We start from the raw sequence: 16,206 nt of genomic DNA on the forward strand, positions 1-16,206 counted from the left end.
CTCGCGGGGGGAGCGGGGGCCTTCCGTGGTGCCGGCCGGGAAGCCGGGAGATCGCCCGGCCGGACGGGGCCGTCAGAAGCTGCGGCTGCGCCGGCGTCCGCCCCAGCGGCCGCCACCGCGGCTGTTGAGCGAGGTCAGCGCGGCCACGCCGATCGCGGCGATCACCACCGCGAAGATGAGCGCGATGACCCAGCCCGCGCCGAGCGCGGAGGCGATCGCGCCGCCGAGGATCGCGCCGACGATGCCCACGCCGATCGTCAGCAGGATGCCGATCGGGTTGCGGCCGGGCACGATGAGCCGTGCCAGCGCCCCGACCACGGCACCGGCGATGATGAACCAGAGGATCGTCAGCATCTCAGTCAGTCCGTTTCGTTTCCGGGGGGCCGGAAGATCCGGCCCGTTGGTCGCAAACCGGTATGCCCGTTCCTCCGGAAACAAACAAAATCTTCGTCAAGACGCTTGCCGACCTGCCGGGACATCGGCTAGGGCAGCCGACCGGACGCGCCGCGTGACGGTCCGCGCGCGGTCACCGAACCTCGCATGATCACCGGCTCACGCATGGTCACCGGCTCGCGCGCGGTCACCGGCTCACGCGTACTGGGTGCCGAAGCCCACGCCGCGGCGCTCGTCCTCGGCGATCTCCAGGTAGCCGACCCGCTCGGCGGGCACGACGACCCGCCCCGCGCGCCGGTCCTTCAGCACGAACACCCCGCGCGGCTCCGCCAGCGCGCCGGCGAGGGCCTCCTGCACCTCGTCGGCGGACTGGTCGGTCTCCACGACGATCTCCTTCGGCACGTTCTGCACGCCGATCCGAACCTGCACGCGCTGCTCCCCTCGTCGGTCCCGTCCCGGCACCCGCGGGACGGTCCTTCGATGGTCGCACGGAGACCGGCGGATCGGCCGTCCCGCCGCTTCGCCGCGAGTGAAACGCGGCGGTCAGCCCTGCTCGCCGGTCCGCGGGAAGCCGGAGATGCCGCGCCAGGCGAGGCGGGCGATGATCTTCTCGGCGGTGTCCTTCGGGATCGCGCGGTGCTGCGACAGCCAGAACCGGGCGCTGACCTCGGCCATCCCGACCAGGCCCATGCCGAGCAGGTGGGCCTCGTCGCTGGCGGCGCCGGTGTCCTCGGCGATCACCTGGGCGATCATCTCGGCGCACTGCTGGTTGGCGCGGTCGACGCGGGCCCGGACGGGCGCCACGTTGCGCAGGTCCGACTCGAAGACCAGCCGGTACGCCTCGCCGTCGCCGGCCACGAAGTCGTAGAACGCCTGCATGCTCGCCTGCACGCGCAGCTTGTTGTCCGTGGTGGACTCCAGCGCGTCGCGCACGGTCTTCACCAGCGCCTCGGCGTGCTCGTCCAGCAGGGCCAGGTACAGCTCCAGCTTGCCCGGGAAGTGCTGGTAGAGCACGGGCTTGCTGACGCCCGCGCGCTCGGCGATCTCGTCCATCGCCGCCGCGTGGTACCCCTGCGCGACGAACACCTCCTGGGCCGCGCCGAGCAGTTGCCTGCGGCGCGCCAGCCGCGGCAGGCGCGTGCCACGGGGGCGTGCGTCCGGGGTAGCCGTCACCACACTCTCCGATCACCAGATCAGCGCGACGGTAGAGGGTGTCCGTCGCGGGGAAACAATCCCACCATCCTACGCGCCGGTAACCTCGTCGGTCACTAACAAAGACCACCGACGTTCCTCGCGCGCGCAGGTCAGTGTATTTCCGGCGGCGGACCGCCGCAGCCGGACGCGTCGTCCGCCGGACCCGGACGGACGCTCCGGCGCGGCGGCCGCGGGCCGCCGGCGGTCAGCGGTAGTCGTCCTCGTCGAGCGGGATCTCCCGGTGCTGCTCGGCGGCGTCGGCCTCGTTGACGTCCATCGGCAGCTGCGCCGCCCACTCGGTCGTCTCCTCGCCGTCCTCGCCCTCCTCGCCGAGGTCGGCCCGCTGCTCGGCGGTGTCGGCCTCGTTGGCGTCCTCGGGCAGCGGCTCCCGCTCCAGGTCGTCGGTCTCGCTCATCACGCGTCCTCCTCGGAAGGGCCCATCGGAAGGTCCGTCACAGGCGGCCGGCCAGTTCCCGCAGCGGCGCCTCCACGGACTCGCCGTAGGTCGGGAACGCGTGCACGACGTCGGTGAGCACGCTCAGCGGCGTCTCCGCGCGGATGGCCAGCGCGATCTCGCTCATCCACTCCTCAGCGTAGAGTCCGGCGGCGGCGGCGCCGATCAGCAGCCCCCGGGAGCGGTCGGCGTACAACTCGACCCGGCCGCGATCGTCGGCCTCGACCGCCGCCCGCGCCGTCGCGGCGAGGTCGTACCCGGCGGTGAGGAGGTCTATTCCGAGTTCCTCCGCCTGCTTCGGGGAGATCCCGACCGCGTAGACGGTGGGGGTCGTGTACACGACCCGGGGGATCGCGCGGTAGTCGGCCGCGCGGTGCTCGCCGAGCAGGTTGGCCAGGACGAGCCGCGCCTGGTAGCGGGCGGCGTGCGTGGTGCGGGCGACGCCCGTGACGTCGCCCGCCGCCCACACGTCGCCGGACGTCGACGGGACCCGGCACGTCTCGTCCACCGGCACGCCGTGGCCGGGGGACGTGGCGACGCCGAGGGTCTCCAGGCCGAGCCCCTCGACCCGGGGGCGGCGCCCGGCGGCGACCAGGATCCGGTCGGCGTCCAGCGTGCCGCCGTCCGACAGCCAGAGCCGCAGCCCCGACTCCTTGCGCTCGACGTGGCTCAGGCCGGCGCCGAGGCGCAGGTCGACGCCCATCCGGCGGAGCGCGTCGGCGAGCACCTCCCCGGCGAACGGCGCCTCGGCGGTCAGCAGCCGCCCGGACGCCTCGACCAGCGACACCTGCGAGCCGAACGCCGCGTACACCTGCGCCAGCTCGCAGCCGACCGGGCCGCCGCCGAGGACGACGAGCCGGCGCGGCAGGTCGGGCACCGACAGGGCGCCGTCGCTCGTCCACAGCGGGACGTCGGCGAGGCCGTCGACGGGCGGGATCACCGGCTCGCTGCCGGTGCACAGCACGAGGTCGCCGAAGCCGTGCTCGGCGCCGTCCACCTCGATCCGGCCGGGCGCGGTCACCTGGCCGCGGCCGCGCAGCACGGTGACGCCCTCCTCGGCCATCCGGGCGACGATCCGCTCGTCGGCGCGGTGCCCGGTGAGGGCGTCGCGGCGGGCGACCGCCATCTCCCAGGTCTCCCCGCGCCGCGCCGACAGCAGCAGCGATTTGGACGGGACGCACGCGAAATACCGCGATTCACCGCCGACCAGGCGGTTCTCGACGAGCGCGACGTCGCGCCCGGCGCGGGCGAGGCCGGTCGCGACCAGCTCTCCCGCCGTCCCCCCGCCCAGCACCACGGCGTCGTAGTGATGGTTCTGCGACAACTGATCTTCCTTCCGCACCGGCGGGTGTGTCCCCGCTCACATTGCGTCCCCGTGCTCATGGTGGCGGAAGTCGGCGCCGGAGCGTGGCCGTTCGGACACATACGGCGCCCGAAAAGGGGGAGATCGTGGCGCGGCGGCGGGCCGGCGGGGTCACGGGAGGGCGCGCCTGCGCCCGTCCAGCAGGGGTTCCAGCAGGTCCCCGTGCTTCTCGACCCGGCCGAGCACCTCGTCGGGGGAGAACACCAGGTCGGCGGCGTCCCCGCAGGACTCCAGCTCGTCCCAGGTGATCGGGGTGGACACCGACGGGCTGGACGCGGCGCGCAGCGAGTAGGCCGCGACGGTCGTCTTGGCCGGGTTGTTCTGGCTCCAGTCCACGAAGACCCTGCCCTTGCGCAGCCGCTTCTCCATCTTCGCGACGACCAGGTCCGGATGCTCCGACGCGAGGCGCTGCGCGGCGGACTTGGCGTACTCCGACGTCCGCGCCGCGTCGTTCGGCTCCTTGATCGGCACGTACAGGTGCAGGCCCTTCTTGCCGCTGGTCTTCGGATAGGAGTCGAAGCCGTCCTCGGCGAGCACGTCGCGCAGCAGCCCGGCCACCTCGCACGCCTCGACGATCGTCGCGGGCGCCCCGGGGTCCAGGTCGAACACCACCAGGTCGGGGGCGCGCAGCCCGCCGCGCGGGCCGACCTTCCACTGCGGGACGTGCAGCTCCAGCGCGGCGAGGTTCGCGCACCACACGAGCGTCGGCAGGTCGTCGACGACGACGAAGTCAGCCGTCTCGCGGCCGGACGAGCTGCCCGGCGTGGGGATCTCCGCCGTCCGCACCCAGTCCGGCGTGTGCGAGGGCGCGTTCTTCTCGAAGAACTTCCCGCCGTCCACGCCCTCCGGCCAGCGGATCCGGGTGGCCGGACGGTCCTTCAGGTGCGGCAGCATCACCGGCGCGATCCGCGCGTAGTAGTCGATGACCTCGCCCTTGGTGAACTCCGGGTACAGGTTCTTGTCGAGGTTGGACAGGCTGAGCCGGCGGCCGTCCACCTCGACCTGCCGGCCGCTCACCACGGGTGCTCCGGCGCGGGGGTCTCACTGCTCACTCGTGACCTCCAGGGGGTCCTTGTCGTCGCGCAGCCCGCGCCAGGACGGGAAACGGAGGCGGCCGTCCCTGGTGCGGGCGCTGTAGGCGACCTCCCCGACGAGGCGCGGCTCAACCCACTGGGCGTCGCGGGCGTGCTCGCGCGGGACGGCCTCGTCGAACGGGCTGGTCGGGCGGCGCAGCGGCCACAGCGCCTCGTACAGCTCGTCGAGGACCCGGTCGCTGAAGCCGGTGCCGACGTGCCCGACGAACCCGAGCCGCCCCTTGGGGTCGTACTCGCCGAGCAGCAGCGACCCGACGCCGCCCTCGCGGCGTCCCCGGCCGGGCTTCCAGCCGCAGACGACCACCTCGCGGGTCTGGAAGTTCTTCACCTTGCGCCAGAAGTCGACGCGGCGGCCCGGCCGGTACGGGGAGTCCAGCCGCTTGGCGAGCAGGCCCTCCAGGTGCTCCTCGATGGTGAAGGCGAGCAGCTCGTCCACCTGGGTGGTGTCGCCGCCGTGCAGGTAGGGGGGCACCTCGACGGGTCCGCTGCCGGCGAGGTCGAGGCCGTCGAGCAGCGACCGCCGCTCGGCGTAGGGGACGTCGTAGAGCACCCGGCCGTCCAGGAACAGCACGTCGAAGACCACGTACCGGACGGGGACCTCGCGGATCAGCCGGGGGTGCGGCTCCGACACGTGCATCCGCCGCTGGAGGCGCTCGAAGCTCGGCCGGCCCCGCTCGAACGCGACGACCTCGCCGTCCAGCACGACGTCGTGGTCGGGCAGCAGGTCGGCGAGCGCGGTGAGCTCGGGGTAGCGCGAGGTCACGTCGTTCCCGCGCCGGCCGGTGGCGCGGACGCCGTCCGGCGACACCTGCGAGACGACCCGGACGCCGTCCCATTTGAGCTCCAGGCCCCAGCGTCCGCCGTCGTCGGGGAGGTCGCCGGTGGCGGCCATCATCGGCTCGACGGGCCATGGCATGGTCATACCGGCGTCTTACCCGATGCCCGCGCCCAAGAAAAGGATCAAGCGCCCGTTATGGCGCAAACCGAACGGGGTTGCGACGCTAAGGGGAGGAGCGGACCGGGCTGGGTAAGGACATCGACATGCGGAGCATCTGGAAGGGCGCTATCTCGTTCGGGCTGGTGACGATCCCGGTGAAGCTGTACTCCGCGACCGAGCAGCGGGACGTCAGCTTCCACCAGGTGCACCGGGAGGACGGCGGCCGCATCCGGTACAAGCGGGTCTGCACCGTCGACGGCGAGGAGGTGCCGTACTCCGACATCGCGAAGGGGTACGAGCTGCCGAGCGGCGAGATGGTGATCCTCACCGACGAGGACTTCGCCGACCTGCCGCTGACCACCAGCCGCCGCATCGACGTGCTCCAGTTCGTCGAGGAGTCCGAGGTCGACCCGATCTACTTCGCCAAGTCCTATTACCTGGAGCCGGACGCGCAGGGCGCGAAGCCGTACGTGCTGCTGCGCGACGCGCTGGAGAACTCCGACCAGGTCGCCATCGTGAAGGTGGCGCTGCGGCAGCGCGAGTCGCTGGCGACGCTGCGGGTGCGGGGCGGCGTGTTCGTCCTGGAGACGATGCTGTGGCCGGACGAGGTGCGCGAGCCCGACTTCCCGTTCCTGGACGAGGACATCGAGGTCCGCAAGCAGGAGCTGTCGATGGCGTCGTCGCTGATCGACTCGATGGCGGGCGACTTCGATCCGAGCGAGTACAAGGACGCCTACCGGGAGGCGCTCCAGGCGGTGATCGACGCGAAGGTCGAGGGGCGCGAGGTGACCCGGCCGTCCGAGGAGGCCGAGGAGGAGCCTGCGGCGGACCTGCTGAGCGCGCTGCGCGCCAGCGTCGAGGCGGCGAAGAAGAGCCGCGGCGGCGGGGGCGGCGGCAAGGCGGCGGCGTCGTCGGAGAAGGAGACGCAGAAGAAGCCCGCGTCGCGCGGCCGCAAGACGCCGTCGAAGTCCGGCGGCAAGAAGGAGCCGGCGAAGGGCCGCACCCGCAAGTCGGCCTAGACCCCGCGGACGCCGGGGCTACTCGATCGGCGCGAGCGTGGGGCGCTTGGCGGTGACGAGGTCGCCGGACGAGCGGCCGCGCAGCCGCCGCCCGACCCACGGGGCCAGGTAGCCGCGCGCCCAGCGGGCGTTCGCCAGCCGCTGCGCGCCCCGGCTCAGCTCCGGCAGCGGCTCCAGCGCCGGCTCGCGCCAGTCGCCCGCGTCCGGGACGCCGAGGGCCTCCAGCATCGCGAGCGCGACGCGCCGGTGCCCCTCCGGCGACATGTGCAGGCGGTCGACGCTCCAGCAGCGCCAGTCGCGCAGGACGTCCATGGACCACTGGTCGACGACGAACGCGCCGCGGCGGGCCGCGATCGACCGCAGGTGCTCGTTGTAGACGGCGACGCGCCCGCGCGTGCGCCGGATGACGGGGGAGCCGACCGGGTCGACGCCGGTGAACAGCACCGCGTCGGCGCCGGCCGCGCGGATCGCGGCGACGGCCTCGTCCATCCGGGCGGCGAGCGCGTCGATGTCGAGGCCGGGCCGCAGCAGGTCGTTGCCGCCGCCCGACACCGACACGAGGTCGGGCTTCAGGTCCAGGGCGGCGGGGAGCTGCTCGTCGACGATCCGGTCCAGCAGCCGGCCGCGGATCGCCAGGTTGGCGTAGCCGAACCGGGGCGCGCCGGGCCCGTCCGACCGGGCGGCGAGTTCGGCCGCCACCCGGTCCGCCCAGCCGCGCCAGCCTCCGCCGGCGTCCTCGGCGGGGTCGCCGACCCCTTCCGTGAAGGAGTCGCCGATCGCCGCATACCGCGTCCAGAGCATGACCGACATGCTATGTGACCTGCGTTGATCTCCGAACCGTCCGGGATGTGAGCCCGCTCTCGCGGTGGACGGCCCGCGGCGGGGTCACGCGTCGCGGCGGACGGCCAGCACGCGGATCAGCATCGAGGCGGCGGCGGACGCGTCGGTGCACGGCGCGATCCGCTCGCCCCAGCCGTAGAAGTACGACCACGAGCCGTCGGAACGTTCCTGCACGGCGATCACGTTCTCGTTGAACATCCGCATCTCGGGGTTGGCGACGAGCGCGGAGGGCCAGCGGTCCGACGGCGGGGCCAGCTCCACCGTCCAGCCGCGGGAGCGCAGCTCCTCGGTCAGGCGCTCCAGGTGGCCGAGGGCGACGTCGGCCTCGGTGGTCGCCAGCGTGGGCATGGTGCCTCCAGGGGAATACCCGTGAACGGGTGCGGGAGAGGGTCGCCGGGCGCGGGCCGTCGCGGTGCGCGTCACACGAACGGCGCGGGGCGAACGTCATTCAGTTTCCCGCCGGGTGAGGCGGACCACAAGCGCTTTGGAATTTTGGCGACCGTTTTCTCCCGCGCCTTTCTCCCGCGCCCTTCCGGAACGCGCCGCGAGGCCGCGCCCCGCGCGCGGCGGGACACGGCCTCGGACCTGTTCGGACGGGGGCGTCCGGGTGCTCAGTGCGCGGACGCCGGCTCCTGCGAACGCGGCGGCGGGGCGGAGTCGCCCTCGCGGAGCCCGTACCGCCCGTACAGCCGGGCCAGCGGGCCGGGCGCCCACCAGTTCGCGCGGCCGAGCAGCCGCATCGTCGCCGGCACCAGCAGCGCCCGGACGACCGTCGCGTCCACCAGGATCGCGACCGCCATCCCCACGCCGGTCATCTTGATGAACGCGACACCGGACGTGGCGAACGCGCCGATCACGACGATGAACAGCAGCGCGGCGCTGGTGATGATGGCGCCGGTGCGCTGCACCCCGGTCGCGACCGCGGTGGTGTTGGAGCCGGTCAGGTCGTACTGCTCGCGGACCCGCGACAGCAGGAACACCTCGTAGTCCATCGAGATGCCGAACAGCATCGCCAGCATCAGGATCGGCATCGACGGGGAGATGGCGCCGGTCGCGGTGAAGTCCAGGAGGCCGGACAGGTGCCCGTCTTGGAAGATCAGCACGACCACGCCGAACGTCGCCGACAGCGACAGCATGTTCATCACGATCGCCTTCAGCGGCAGCACCACCGAGCCGAACGCGAGGAACAGCAGCGCGAACGTGACGCCGCCGACGAGCAGCGCCAGCCACGGCAGCGTCCCGCCGATGCTGGACAGCTGGTCGACGACGTCGGCGGTGCCGCCGCCGACGTAGGAGCGCGCGCCGGGCGGCGGCGGGACGTCCCGGACGCGGTGGACGAGGTCGCGCGCGGCGGCGGAGTCGGGCTCGGCGGAGTAGGTGAGCGCGATCCGCGTCGTCTCGCCCTTCGCGCCGGTCACGGTCGCGCCGGTCGCGCCGGGCAGCGCCGCGAGCCGGTCGCCGTACGACTGGATCGCGGCCCGGTCGGACGTGCCGGTCACGACCGCCTGGATCGCCTCGGTGGAGTTGCTCGGGAACTGGGTCTGCAGCGCCTCGGAGACGACCCGCGCGTCGGCGCCGGACGGCAGCACCTTGGCGTCCACACCGCCCCAGTTGATGTGGAGGAAGGGGCTGCCGAGCGTCAGCAGCAGCGCGACGGTGGCGACGGCGTAGATCACCGGGCGGCGCATCACGCTGTGCGCGAGCCGGCCCCACCAGCCGTCCGCCTCGGCCCGCGCCGTCGCGGCGGCGGCCTTGCGGCGGCGGATCGGCAGGGCGTTCACCTTCGTGCCGAGGACGGCCAGCAGCGCCGGCAGCACGGTCAGCGCGCCGATCATGCAGACGAAGACGGTGGCGATGCCGCCGTAGCCCATCGAGACCAGGAAGTTCTGGTCGAACAGCAGCAGCCCGGACAGCGACACCGCGACCGTGACGCCGGAGACCGCGACGGTCCGTCCGGCCGTGGCCATCGTCGCGGCGACCGCGTCCTCGGCGGTGGCGCCGTCGCGCCGGATCTCCTCCCGGAACCGGCTGACCATGAACAGGCCGTAGTCGATCGCGAGGCCGAGCCCGAGGAACGTCGTGATGTTCACCGCGAAGATCGACACGTCGGTGACGTAGGTGAGCGCGTGCAGCGCGGTGAACGAGCCGAGGATGGCCAGCCCGCCGATCAGCAGCGGCAGGCTCGCCGACACCAGCCCGCCGAAGATCAGCACGAGCAGCACCAGCAGCACCGGCATGGCCATGCCCTCGGCCCGGCCGATGTCGGAGGAGACGCGCTCGTTGATGGCGGTCTGGGTGCCGAGGTAGCCGCCGACCTTGGCGGTCAGCCCGCCGCCGACGTCGGTGAGGTCGTCCTTGATCGCGTCGTAGGAGTCCTGCCGGGCCGCCTCGTCCTTGCCGGTGAGCTGCAGCACGGCGTAGGTGGAGCCGCGGTCCTTGCCGACGAACTGCGGCGCCTTGGTCGTCCAGTAGGTGGCCGTCCCGGCGACCTTGCCCTGGGGCAGCGCGGCCAGCGCCTTCTCCACCGACGCGCGGTAGGACGGGTCGTCCACCGTCATGCCGGGGCGCCCCTTGTAGAGGACCACCACGTCGGCCTGGTCGCGCCCGAGGTCGCGTTCGGCGATCTTCGTCGCCTGGGCGCTCTCGCTGCCGGGCGTGTCGAAGCCGCCGGACGAGGTGAGCGCGCCGAACACGCCCGTCCCCCATACGGCGGCGAAGACCAGAGCGGCTCCCGCGACCGCGAGCACCCACCGCCGCCGGCGGTGCACCCAGCGGCCCCATCGCTCGAACATCGTCGTTCCCCCTGCCTGTTACACCGCGTCACGTCGGTGAACGCCGTAAACTAGCGAACGCTGTAAACTTTGCATATGACGTTCACTTTCGTCAATGGTGTTTTTGGGGAATCATGCGGGGGCGGCCGGTGACGGCCGGATCCCGGGGAGGAAGTGGGGCGGAGCGTGACGACACGGCGTGACCGGCTGCGCGAGGCGACGGTCCGGGAGATCTCCGAGACCGCGCGGCGGATCCTCGTGGAGCAGGGGCCCGAGGCGGTGACCCTGCGCGCCATCGCCCGCGAGATGGGGATGACCGCGCCCGCGCTCTACCGCTACTACGACAGCCACTCCGAACTGCTGCGCCACGTCGTCGGCGACGTCTACACCGAGCTGACGGCCGAACTGCAGGCGGCGATCGCGCGGGTGCCGCACGACGACATGAGCGGCAAGTTCCTGTCCGTCGCCCGGCAGTTCCGCCGCTGGTCGCTCGGGCACCCCCGCGAGTACGCGCTGCTGTTCGGCGCCCCGATCCGCGGCCTCGACCCCGACGAGCAGGCCGACTTCGCCGAGGAGTGCGCCCGCCAGTTCGGCTGGACGTTCATGTCGCTGTTCCTGGAGCTGTGGCAGAAGAAGCCGTTCCCCGTCCCGCCCGACGAGGAGCTCGACCCGGACCTGCTTCCCCAACTGCGCCGCTACCGCGAGGAGCGCCTCGGCGTCTCGCTCCCGCTCGGGGTGATCCAGCAGTTCCTCAAGTGCTGGGTGCGGCTCCAGGGCAGCGTCAGCCTGGAGGCGTTCGGCCACCTCGGCTTCGCCCTCGACGACGCCGCGCCCATGTTCGAGCTCATGCTCCAGGAGATAGCCCCGCCCCTCGGCCTCACCTACAGGCCGCCCGAGAAGGACTGATCGAGCCGGGCGGATCGGAACCGCCCGGGCAGCACGAAGCCCCCGGATCCGGTGCGGATCCGGGGGCTCGGTGGACGCGGGGACGCCGCGTCAGCGCGTCAACACGTCGGCGCGTCAGTAGCTGGGCTGGCTCGGGTCGATCTGCTTCACCCAGGCCAGGATGCCGCCGCCGACGTGCACGGCGTCGCCGAAGCCGGCGTTCTTCACCACGGCGAGGGCCTCGGCCGAGCGGACGCCCGACTTGCAGTGCAGGACGATCTTCTTGTCCTGCGGCAGCCTCTCCAGCGCCGACCCGTTCAGGAACTCGCCCTTCGGGATCAGCGTCGCGCCCGGGATCGAGACGATCTCGTACTCGTTCGGCTCGCGGACGTCCACCAGGAAGATGTCGTCGCCGCGGTCCTGCATCGCCTTCAGGTCCAGGACGGTGATCGTCGAGTCCTTGGCGGCCTCGGTGGCCTCCTCCGACACCGCGCCGCAGAAGGCCTCGTAGTCCTCCAGCAGCTCGGTCTGCGTCGGGTTCTTGCCGCACAGCGGGCACTCGGGGTCCTTGCGGACCTTGACCGACCGGTACGTCATCTCCAGCGCGTCGTAGATCATCAGCCGGCCGACCAGTGGCTCGCCGATGCCGGTCAGCAGCTTGATGGCCTCGTTCACCTGGATCGAGCCGATCGACGCGCACAGCACGCCGAGGACGCCGCCCTCGGCGCACGACGGGACCATGCCGGGCGGCGGCGGCTCCGGGTAGAGGCAGCGGTAGCAGGGGCCGTGCTCGGCCCAGAACACCGACGCCTGGCCGTCGAACCGGTAGATGGAGCCCCACACGTACGGCTTGCCGAGCAGCACCGCCGCGTCGTTCACCATGTAGCGGGTCGCGAAGTTGTCGGTGCCGTCCAGGATCAGGTCGTACTGGGCGAACACGTCCATGATGTTGTCGCGGTCGAGCGCGAAGTCGTGCACGACCACGTCGATCAGCGGGTTGATCTCGCGGACCGTCTCGGCGGCCGACTCGACCTTCGGCTTGCCCAGCGACGACTGCCGGTGGATGATCTGGCGCTGCAGGTTCGACTCGTCCACGACGTCGAAGTCGACGACGCCGAGGGTGCCGACACCGGCGGCGGCCAGGTAGAGCAGCGCGGGGGAGCCGAGACCGCCCGCGCCGACGACCAGGACCTTGGCGTTCTTGAGGCGCTTCTGCCCGGACATCCCCACGTCGGGGATGATGAGGTGCCGCGAGTAGCGGTTGACCTCGTCGCGGGTGAGCTCCGCTGCGGGCTCGACCAGAGGTGGCAACGACACGGTGGGTGCTCCTGTGCTGACGCTCGGCTGTTACGGGGGCGGGACGTCGTCGTCCCCTCACGGGACAACCTTGCCATGTCCGCCCGCATTCCCCTAAGGCCGGTGGCCGGAAACGCCCATGCCAGCGCCCCTGCCGCCGGTCCGGACGGGGCCGGTGGGGACGGTGTGACGGGGGTCTGCCGCCGAGGTGTGGCGAGGGTTCGCCGCGGGGGTGTGGCGGGGGTCTCCCTCACGACCGCATAGATCGGGACGTAGCGGGCACCGGTTTCTTAGTACGGACCTCGTACGGAAGAAGGAGCCATGGGCATCCTCGACAAGCTCAAGAACAAGACCCAGAAGGCCAAGGGGCAGGGCAAGGAAGAGGCCGGGCGTCGCTCCGGCGACCCCTACCTGGAGGCCGAGGGCCGCAAGGACCAGGCCGCCGGCGGCGCCAAGCAGGTCGGCGAGCAGGTCAAGGACGCGGCGAAGGAGGCCCGCCGGACCATCGACCGGTGACCTCGCGCGCATTCCGCCGTGCCGGAGGGGCCCCTCTGCGGAGGGGCCCCTCCGCACGTCCGGGGCCGGAGCGTCCGGGTTAGGACGGGTCCCCTCACCCCGATGTAAGGGCGGAATGTCATGAACCAGAGTTAATCTTGGCTGTTGTGGCATTCCTGCCCCCCTCCCAGCAGCCGCCCCCGCCGGGCCCGCATTCGCCGCCCGGCCCACCGGCATCGTCCGGCCGGTGGCCGGACGAGCCTCCCGGCCGCCCGCCCGGACCGGGCCCCGGCGCGCCTCCGGGACCGCCCGGCCCCATGACGCCCCCCCGCCCCGGCATGCCCGGCCCCGGAACGCCTGGGGCCTGGACGCCCGGTGGTGGCATGCCGGGCGGAGGCCGGTGGGGCGGGGGCATGCCCGGCGCCCCCGGCGGTCCGGGCGGGGGCATGCACGGCGGTGGCATGCCGGGTGGTGGCATGCCGGGTGGTGGCATGCACGGTGCGGGCATGCAGGGTGGGCCGCAGGAGCCCGCGATCACCGTGCTCGGGCTGCGCGCCCGCCAGTGGATGGTCGCCGCGATCGTCGTCGGCTGCGTCTACCTGGTCACCGGCACGATCGCGATCGGCGGCGTCTGGGCCGAGCTGCACCGCGACCCCACCAACGCGGAGGTGGAGTGGGCCGCCAAGGCCGAGGTCGCGCGGCGCTGGCAGGCGTGGCCCGCCGAACGGATCTTCCCCAGCAAGATCACCTACAGCCTGGAGCAGGGGCGCGGCGAGTACGCGTCCCGGACCGGCATCGTCCCCGACACCAACTGCGCCACCGGCGTCGACCAGGAGCTCGCGGAGCGGCTCCTCCAGCAGGGCTGCAAGGCCGTCCTGCGCGCCACCTACACCGACCAGCTCCAGGGCATCGTCGTCACCGTCGGCGTCATCGCGTTCGCCGACCCGTGGGCCGCCGACCGCGCCTACAAGGCGATCCCCGGCTCGCAGGGCCCGGGCGACGGCGGCGTCCGCCCCGCCCTCCGCGCCGCCCCGTTCCCCGGCACCGCGTCCGCGCGGTTCACCGACGCCGCCCGGCAGGACCGCACGTCCGACCGCGGCGGTCCCTACGTCGTGCTGACCACCTCCGGTGAGGCGGACGGCCGCCCCGCCTCGGCCGTCCGGAAGGAGCGGCCCGGCGACCCGTTCTCGATCGCGCCGCAGCTCGGCTCCGCGATCGCCCGGACGCTCTCCGCCAAGGCCCTGCCCGACTGCCACGCGCGCGGGTGGAAATGCTGACCCGGGCGCGGACGCGCCGCGAGCGGGCCGCGGGCGGGCGGCGCGCGGCGGCCGCGCGCGCACTGCTGGCGGCGGCGCTCACCGGCGCGTGCCTCCCGCTCGTCCCGGCGCCCGCGCACGCCGACATCGTCCGGGAGCGGCAGCGCGGCATCCTCGACGAGCTGGACATGAACGCCGCCTGGAAGATCACCAAGGGCCGGAACGTCACCGTCGCCCTGGTCGACTCCGGCGTCGACCCGAACCAGAAGGACATCGCCGGGTCCGTCACCGTCGGCCCCAACATGCTCGCCGCCATCGACGGCGCCAGCAAGCCCGCCCACCTGCACGGCACGGGGATGGCGTCGCTGATCGCGGGGCACGGCCACGGGCCGGGCGGCCGCGACGGCGTCATCGGGATGGCGCCCGAGGCGCGGATCCTCGCCATCCGCGTCATCGGCGAGAAGGAGGACCCGAGCTACGCGCGCTACCGGAGTTCGCGGGCGGCGGAGGACGCCGTCGCGAAGGGCATCCGGTACGCCGCCGACCACGGCGCCGACGTCATCAACCTGTCGCTCGGCAAGATCAGTCTCCCCGGCCGGGACACCGAGATCCCCGCCGAGCGCGACGCCATCGGCTACGCCATCGGCAAGGGCGTCGTCGTGGTGTCCGCCGTGGGCAACAACGGCGACGACAACGAGCTCGTGGACGGCGACGGGTTCTCGCCGTACTCCTACCCGGCGTCCTACCCGGGCGTCATCGCGGTCGCCGCCACGCAGGCGTCGCACGAGCGCGCGCCCTTCTCCAACCGCAACCTGTCGGTCGTGCTGTCCGCGCCCGGCGCCGGCCTGCCCGTCGCCGGGCCCGGCGGGGACTACTTCCTCTCCGACGGCACGAGCGACGCCAGCGCCCTGGTCTCCGGGATCGCCGCGCTGATCCGCGCGCGGCACCCCAAGATGGCGCCCGCGCTGGTCTCCCAGGCCCTCATCGAGAGCGCCCGCTTCACGCCGAAGAGCGGCTACGGCCCCGACGTGGGCTTCGGCGAGGTCCACGCCCAGCGCGCGCTCGCCGCCGCCGATTCGCTCGCCAAGGGCGCGGCCGGCGCGTCCGCCGGCAAGCCCGGTGCGAAGCGCTTCGCCGACCACGACCCGGGACCGGTCACGATCATCGACCGGCCCGCCTGGGTCACCCCGGCGGTCGTCGCCGTCGTGGTGATCGGCGTCGGCGGTGTCATCGGCGCGGTCCTCGTCGCGATCGCGTTCCACCGCCGCCACCCGCGCGTCCTGCCCGACGGCCTCGCTCCCGTCCCCGCGGGTCCCGGGGCACCGCGGGGAGGCGGGTTCGGGGCGCGGCCGTCCTACGGGCCGTCCCGGTACGGCGGAGCACCGGGGGGTGCGCCGCCGGGCGGTTCGGCGTTCGGACCGCCCGCGCAGCCCCAGCCCCGGCCCGACGGCCCGTCCGGTCCCGGTCCCGGCTTCGCCCCGCCCCAGCCGCCCGCGGGGGCGGCGGACGCGCCGGGCGGTGCGCCGCCCGCGTTCGCGCCGCCGGACCCGGGCGCGCGGCCCTCGTTCGGCGCGCCGGAGGAACCTTCGGGCGAATGATCGACTGACCGGCCGGTCATCCGGCGCCGCCGGGGGCCGGTCGGTTACGCTCCGCCCGTGGCGCGCGCGGAGATCCCAGCCCCGGACACCGAACCGGACGAGGCCCCGGCCGCGCCGTCCGGCCCGCGGCCGCCCCGCGCGGCGGCGCCGCTGCTGGTCGCCGCGGGATGCGCGGCCGTGCTCGCCGTCGCGGGCGTCCGGCTGGCGGGCGAGGTGGCGCGCGGCCCGACGGCCGCCGAGCGGTCCGCCGCCGTCGCCACCGAGATCGCCCGGCGGTACCGCGCCTGGCCCGCCGGACGGATCTTCCCGGCCGGGCTGCGCTACACGCTCGACGAGGGCTCCGCGGAGACGGCGCGGCGCGTCGGGATCGGCACCGACACCCGCTGCGGCACCGCCGTGGACCCGCGGCTGTCCGGATCGCTGGCCGCGCGCGGCTGCCTGGCGGTGCTCCGCGCCACCTACCTCGACCAGGCGCAGGGCCTCGCGGTGACGGTCGGGGTCGCCGCGTTCCCGGACCCTGCGTCGGCGCACGGCGCGGTCGGGTGGTTCCCGGCGGGCGCGCCGGCGCCGGGCCTGCGGGGGCGGCCGGTGCCCGGCCCCGTCGCGGCGCC

General features: G+C 73.5%; 17 protein-coding genes. 6 read left to right on the top strand and 11 right to left on the bottom strand.

What is annotated here, in order from left to right:
- Positions 1–72: 72 nt before the first annotated feature.
- The 7 genes from ABZ914_RS29680 to ligD (ABZ914_RS29710) form a co-directional block, all read right to left on the bottom strand.
- Positions 73–354, bottom strand: coding sequence for a GlsB/YeaQ/YmgE family stress response membrane protein (locus ABZ914_RS29680; protein ID WP_190868676.1), 282 nt, complete (start codon positions 352–354; stop codon positions 73–75).
- 234 nt (positions 355–588) lie between these two features.
- On the bottom strand, positions 589–822 hold the full coding sequence (locus tag ABZ914_RS29685) for a DUF3107 family protein (RefSeq protein ID WP_190868677.1): 234 nt from the start codon (positions 820–822) through the stop codon (positions 589–591).
- 114 nt (positions 823–936) lie between these two features.
- Positions 937–1,566, bottom strand: coding sequence for a TetR family transcriptional regulator (locus ABZ914_RS29690; RefSeq protein WP_190868678.1), 630 nt, complete (start codon positions 1,564–1,566; stop codon positions 937–939).
- A gap of 226 nt (positions 1,567–1,792) precedes the next feature.
- Positions 1,793–2,002 (bottom strand): Rv3202a family protein, encoded by a 210-nt coding sequence (locus ABZ914_RS29695; protein WP_190868679.1) that lies wholly within the window; start codon positions 2,000–2,002, stop codon positions 1,793–1,795.
- Between the two features lie 37 nt (positions 2,003–2,039).
- The gene (locus ABZ914_RS29700) at positions 2,040–3,365 is read right to left on the bottom strand and encodes a dihydrolipoyl dehydrogenase family protein (RefSeq protein ID WP_433140570.1); all 1,326 of its coding nucleotides are present in this window, start codon (positions 3,363–3,365) and stop codon (positions 2,040–2,042) included.
- A 150-nt stretch (positions 3,366–3,515) separates the two neighbouring features.
- On the bottom strand, positions 3,516–4,421 hold the full coding sequence (ligD, locus tag ABZ914_RS29705; RefSeq protein WP_500197216.1) for a non-homologous end-joining DNA ligase: 906 nt from the start codon (positions 4,419–4,421) through the stop codon (positions 3,516–3,518).
- A gap of 24 nt (positions 4,422–4,445) precedes the next feature.
- The gene (gene ligD, locus ABZ914_RS29710; RefSeq protein ID WP_433140564.1) at positions 4,446–5,420 is read right to left on the bottom strand and encodes a non-homologous end-joining DNA ligase; all 975 of its coding nucleotides are present in this window, start codon (positions 5,418–5,420) and stop codon (positions 4,446–4,448) included.
- 119 nt (positions 5,421–5,539) lie between these two features.
- On the opposite strand from ligD (ABZ914_RS29710), the gene ku reads away from it, so the two are divergent.
- Positions 5,540–6,454, top strand: coding sequence for a non-homologous end joining protein Ku (gene ku / locus ABZ914_RS29715; protein ID WP_500197217.1), 915 nt, complete (start codon positions 5,540–5,542; stop codon positions 6,452–6,454).
- A gap of 18 nt (positions 6,455–6,472) precedes the next feature.
- Here the strand turns inward: ku and ABZ914_RS29720 are convergent, their stop codons facing one another.
- From ABZ914_RS29720 to ABZ914_RS29730, 3 genes are all read right to left on the bottom strand, one after another.
- Positions 6,473–7,255, bottom strand: a complete 783-nt coding sequence (locus ABZ914_RS29720) for an SGNH/GDSL hydrolase family protein (RefSeq protein ID WP_500197219.1) — start codon at positions 7,253–7,255, stop codon at positions 6,473–6,475.
- 84 nt (positions 7,256–7,339) lie between these two features.
- Complete coding sequence (locus ABZ914_RS29725; protein WP_190868684.1) at positions 7,340–7,642, bottom strand: hypothetical protein; 303 nt, start codon at positions 7,640–7,642, stop codon at positions 7,340–7,342.
- A gap of 263 nt (positions 7,643–7,905) precedes the next feature.
- Positions 7,906–10,086, bottom strand: a complete 2,181-nt coding sequence (locus tag ABZ914_RS29730) for an MMPL family transporter (protein ID WP_500197222.1) — start codon at positions 10,084–10,086, stop codon at positions 7,906–7,908.
- Between the two features lie 165 nt (positions 10,087–10,251).
- Between ABZ914_RS29730 and ABZ914_RS29735 the strand changes: the two genes are divergently transcribed.
- Entirely contained in the window at positions 10,252–10,971 is a 720-nt protein-coding gene (locus tag ABZ914_RS29735) for a TetR/AcrR family transcriptional regulator (protein WP_500197223.1), read from the top strand.
- A gap of 114 nt (positions 10,972–11,085) precedes the next feature.
- Here the strand turns inward: ABZ914_RS29735 and moeZ are convergent, their stop codons facing one another.
- Positions 11,086–12,267: an adenylyltransferase/sulfurtransferase MoeZ gene (gene moeZ / locus ABZ914_RS29740; RefSeq protein ID WP_433140549.1), complete on the bottom strand. Its 1,182-nt coding sequence runs from the start codon at positions 12,265–12,267 to the stop codon at positions 11,086–11,088.
- A gap of 300 nt (positions 12,268–12,567) precedes the next feature.
- Here moeZ and ABZ914_RS29745 point away from each other — a divergent pair, with 300 nt between their 5' ends.
- The 4 genes from ABZ914_RS29745 to ABZ914_RS29760 form a co-directional block, all read left to right on the top strand.
- Entirely contained in the window at positions 12,568–12,762 is a 195-nt protein-coding gene (locus ABZ914_RS29745; protein WP_190868688.1) for a CsbD family protein, read from the top strand.
- A 485-nt stretch (positions 12,763–13,247) separates the two neighbouring features.
- Positions 13,248–14,018, top strand: coding sequence for a hypothetical protein (locus ABZ914_RS29750; RefSeq protein ID WP_387026821.1), 771 nt, complete (start codon positions 13,248–13,250; stop codon positions 14,016–14,018).
- A complete protein-coding gene (locus ABZ914_RS29755) occupies positions 14,012–15,595 on the top strand; it encodes a S8 family serine peptidase (protein ID WP_500197228.1) in 1,584 nt (527 codons plus the stop codon). The genes ABZ914_RS29750 and ABZ914_RS29755 overlap by 7 nt, the downstream gene beginning before the upstream one ends.
- Positions 15,596–15,652: 57 nt before the next feature.
- On the top strand, positions 15,653–16,206 hold a 554-nt coding region (locus ABZ914_RS29760; RefSeq protein ID WP_500197227.1), incomplete at its 3' end, for a hypothetical protein.

This window comes from Spirillospora sp. NPDC046719, from assembly GCF_040645715.1.
Taxonomy (GTDB): domain Bacteria; phylum Actinomycetota; class Actinomycetes; order Streptosporangiales; family Streptosporangiaceae; genus Spirillospora.